This is a genomic window from Dolichospermum sp. LEGE 00246, assembly GCF_015207865.1.
Taxonomy (GTDB): domain Bacteria; phylum Cyanobacteriota; class Cyanobacteriia; order Cyanobacteriales; family Nostocaceae; genus Dolichospermum; species Dolichospermum heterosporum.
Genome location: NZ_JADEWA010000428.1, coordinates 1 through 4,771 on the forward strand (window position 1 = coordinate 1; position 4,771 = coordinate 4,771).

The window sequence follows — 4,771 nt, forward strand, 5'->3', positions numbered from 1 at the left end:
CCCCCAACCCCCTCCCCGCAAGCGATGAGGGGGCTATGATGTATCTCATGCAAGTGCATACCGCTATACTTTCGCTATTAGCCCGGAAATTCATTTCTGGGTGGGAAGGGGGGTTTCAAAGCCTCTCTCCGCTTCGGGTAGAGGTTTGGAGAGGGGTTTGTTTATACATTAAAAACTTTTCAAACATCCTCTTAAACTGTAACTGGTTGACGAACTTCTACTGCTTCTCCTGTTAAACTAAAAGCGCGAACTTCAGTAATTTTCACCTTGACTATTTGCCCTTTGAGGCGATTAATATCACCAGTAAAGAATGTGAGCCGATTTCCTCCAGTTCTTCCCATAACCTGGTTTGTGTCTTTGGTATTTTGAGCTTCTACTAATACTTCTTCAATCCGACCAAAGTAACGTTGCGATCGCTCTGCTGCTTTGATATTAACTAAATGGTTCAATCTTTGCAAGCGATCGCTTTTAACTTCCTCACTCAGTTGATGATCCCACAAAGCCGCAGGTGTACCAGGACGAGGTGAATAAGCCGCAGTATTCACTAAATCAAACCCGATATCTGCCACCAATTGCAAAGTATTTTCAAACTGTGTTTCTGTCTCACCAGGAAAACCCACAATCGCATCAGCACTAATTGACGCATCCGGCATATACCCTCTAATAGTATCAATAATCCGGCGATATTTTTCCTGAGTATAGCCCCGTGACATAGCTTTTAAAAGCTCATTATCCCCAGATTGAAAAGGAATGTGAAAATGTTCGCAGACTTTGGGCAAATCTGCACAGGCTTTAATTAATCTTTCCGTAAAATAACGCGGATGACTAGTAGCAAACCTTATGCGTTCAATACCTGGTACATCATGGACATAATAAAGTAAATCTGTCAATGTGTGCAGGTGACGACCTTCGGCGGTAGAACCAGGTAAATCCCGTCCGTAAGCATCAATATTTTGACCCAGGAGAGTAATTTCTTTATATCCTTGTTTTGCTAACTGTTCGATTTCCGCCCGAACCGCTTCTGGTGTCCGGGACTGTTCCACACCGCGCACATTAGGGACAACGCAATAAGTACAACGTTCGTTACAACCATAAATAATATTTACCCAAGCAGTTACCTGACTATCACGACGCGGCTGGGTGATATCTTCAAAAATATGCACTTCTTCCGTAGCGACAACTTGATTACCAGCAAAAACCGACTCTAGCAAATCTTTAAGACGGTTAGCGTGTTGGGGTCCCATCACCAAATCCAATTCTGGCACACGACGCAGCAAAGCCTCACCTTCTTGTTGGGCAACACAACCAGCAACAATCAAAGTTAAATCAGGTTGTTCCTGCTTCCGTTTGGCTTGTCTACCTAAATAAGAATATACTTTTTGTTCCGCATTATCCCGAATGGTGCAGGTATTGTAAAGAATTACATCTGCTTGGTTTGGGTCATCTGACCACTCAAAGCCCATGTCTTCTAAAATACCAGCCATGCGTTCAGAGTCTGCCTTATTCATTTGGCAACCGAAGGTGATAATGTGGTAATGGCGGTTAGTGGTCATTGGAAATTACGCTTAGTTAGTAATGTATATCAAGTCTGTTTTCTATTCTATATAGCAATCCTATCTTATTTGGGGAACATTTTCAGGAGTGTGCGGTTTGTGGTGGACAATGCAAATGTGTGTCCCAATATTTCGACGAAAGCACCAAGTGTTGTGTACCCCACGAAAAAGTTTTCAAACACCTTCTCACAAAAAATCAGAATTTTTAAACCCACGCAGGTGGGTTTCGTCTGTGTAGCCGCGTATCCCTAACGGGAGCCGGAGGCATCTTTCCAGTCGCCAGGACTATAATAAATTAGACTTTTTGAACATCCTCTAGACAAATTTTAACTTGTTTCGCCAATACTCTCACATTCGGTTCATTGAGAAGAGAAAGATGAGAACCAGGAATATACTTAATATCTAAATCACCCATAACTATCTCACCCCAACCAAAATGGGAATCATATTCTAAACCTATAGCCTCAGTTCGATTTTCATCTCTTGTGCGGAAAAGAGTTAATTTCCCCACATAAGGTCGAAATACATAGGTATTCAAAGCTTGTTTATGAGCATTGGATATTTCTAAATACTTTTTATCTTCAGGGAGAATGACATGAGAACCAGTCGGAAAGTAATGATTGCAAACTTGTTTAGTATTGTAATGAAATTGTTTGTACCAACCCTTAGCTTTATGAGCAATATATTTATGTCCACGTCGAAAGATATTATTGATATGCAGCAAAATTCGCCTCTTAAATGATAACCGTCGTTCATAACCAGGACGACAGGTATCTAACATCGCTAAAAGAGCGACTTCTTGACCTTGACTGCGAATTTGTTGGGCTATTTCATAGGCGACGATACCCCCAAAGGAATATCCCCCTACAAAATAGGGTCCTTGAGGTTGAATAGTCTGCATTTCTCGCAGATACTTTGCAGCCATATCTTCCACCCGCAGCAAAAGAGGCTGTTTTCCATCTATTCCCTGGGGTCGCAGTCCATAAACAGGTTGGTCTGACCCTAAATGTATTGCTAAATCCCGATAACATAATATTTCTCCCCCCAAGGGATGAATCATAAATAAAGGTGGTTTTGTACCTTGGGGTTGAATTTCTACTAAAGATGAATAATTAACTTTGGGGGTATTTTCTAACCCTGGTTCTTGGTGGATAATTTGAGATATCGCTGCTATTGTCGCTGTGGGAAACAAAGCCGCCAAAGGCAGTTTCTTGGCAAATTTACGTTCTATATCCGCAAATAATCGAACTGCTAATAAAGAATTTCCCCCCAATTCAAAAAAATCATCTTGAACACCAATAGGTTCAACACCTAACAAATTTTCCCAAAGTTTTATTAACTGACTTTCTATATCATCATGGGCATTAACAAAACTTTCTGTCAATTCTGGCTTAATTAAATTGAATGCTATTAATCCCTTTCTATCTAATTTACCATTAGGTGTTAATGGCAAGGCATCTAAAAACACAAAGGCACTAGGAAGCATATATTCAGGTAATTTATTCTGTAAATATTGCCGAATTTCTTTAGTAGTAGGTGCTGGTTTTTGTTGAGGAACAATATAAGCTATGAGACGTTTATCTTCTGGACTATCTTCACTAGCTATAACTACAGCTTCTTTAATATTGCTAATTTTCAGCAATTCCATTTCAATTTCTGCAACTTCAATGCGGAAGCCTCGGATTTTTACCTGAAAGTCTTTTCTTCCTTTATGAATTAAACAACCATCTGCTTGAATACAGCCTAAATCACCTGTGCGATAAATTCTTTTTTGGCTATTTTGAATATCGGGTAAAAATACAGCTTGCGTTAATTCTGGTTTTTGCCAATAACCTAAAGCTAAATATTCACTTTTGAGGGCAATTTCTCCAATATTGCCGTTTTTAACTTCTACTCCTGCTTCATCTAATAGCACAACTTCCATATCTTCAACCGCATAACCAATAGGTACGATGCTATTTTCAATCTTCGTATCTTTATCAACGATGAAATTACGGAAAGTTCCTGCTTCTGTCGCGCCTAAACTGGCATATAAAAGACAATCTGAAGAAAAGTATTTTTTATAATTTTCGACATCTCTAATTAAGGTAGCTTCACCACCTAATTTAACTAGGCGAATTTTAGGAAACTGTTCTGTACCAGTGAGAGTATCTACAAAATGCCGAAATAGAGTTGTAAATGAATGATAAATTGTAATTTCTGATGTAATTAACCAATTAACTAAATTAGTTAATCCCTGTTCTTTGACATTGAATGAATAGAGACTCGCACCATTAAGTAAGGTGTAGAAAATACATAATATTCCACCTAAAGCACTACAAGAATAGAGAAAAACTACCCGGTCTTGATGGTTAATTAATAAAGTTTTTGTGTCATTCATGCAGTAATGTAAAGCATTACGATGATTCTGTACAACTCCCTTGGGTTGACCAGTTGAGCCACTAGTATAAATTAGATAAGCTGGTGCTTCTGGTGATATTTTGATAGTGGGATTTTGGCAAGAATTATGGTTATCAATATTGTCTAGATTAAATAAATGACAATTGTTAATAGTACCTCCAGCGAGTTTTCTTGCCAAATCCAAATTGAGATTATTGGTAATAAATGCAACAGCTTGAGCATCTTTAATAATATAAGCTAGTCTATCAATAGGAAATGTGGGATCTAAAGGAACAAAGATTTTACCTGTTTTCAATACTCCCAACATACTTGTAATGAAATCTGCACCTTTTTCCAGTAGTAATACAATTACTTCTAATTGATTTCCTCGTTGTTCAAGAATTTGATTGGCTAACCGATTAGCATTTTTATTTAGCTGTGCATAAGTGAGAGTTTGATTCTGGGTTTTGATAGCAATATGATCTGGATATTTATCAACTTGTTTTTCAAATCGGCTAGGTATAGACTGTTCAATCTCAAATTTGGGAAAGTCTATAAAGCCTTTTGGCGAGGGAATTAAACGATTGCAAATAATTTTTTTCTGGAATAAGGTATTCGGAATTGTGGAGTAAATATTATTCATGGCTATATAAACTTTATTGAATTTTTGGTGAAAATCAGGGTTGAGGTAGAAAATTATCTCTTTTTAATTTATTTATTGCCCTTGACTTAACCAATGATGTGCATTGATAAAAATAAATGGTACGACAAATTATAATAACCTGCCATACTCAAGGAGAATCTTTCATAAAATCTTTATCTATACTTTGTTTTTAAAA

Annotated in this window: 2 protein-coding genes; both read right to left on the bottom strand. The window is 37.8% G+C overall.

All coding sequences use genetic code 11. The features are described from left to right. Positions 1 to 191: 191 nt before the first annotated feature. Positions 192 to 1,553, bottom strand: coding sequence for a tRNA (N6-isopentenyl adenosine(37)-C2)-methylthiotransferase MiaB (miaB, locus tag IQ228_RS21405; RefSeq protein ID WP_027404781.1), 1,362 nt, complete (start codon positions 1,551 to 1,553; stop codon positions 192 to 194). Between the two features lie 295 nt (positions 1,554 to 1,848). Continuing rightward, positions 1,849 to 4,575, bottom strand: a complete 2,727-nt coding sequence (locus IQ228_RS21410) for an AMP-binding protein (protein ID WP_193964365.1) — start codon at positions 4,573 to 4,575, stop codon at positions 1,849 to 1,851. Positions 4,576 to 4,771: the final 196 nt, after the last annotated feature.

What these genes read in the sequence shown, in the direction of transcription:
- miaB (WP_027404781.1), bottom strand. Translation starts at nt 1,553, where the DNA reads ATGACCACTAACCGCCATTACCACATTATCACCTTCGGTTGCCAAATG.
- IQ228_RS21410 (WP_193964365.1), bottom strand. Translation starts at nt 4,575, where the DNA reads ATGAATAATATTTACTCCACAATTCCGAATACCTTATTCCAGAAAAAA.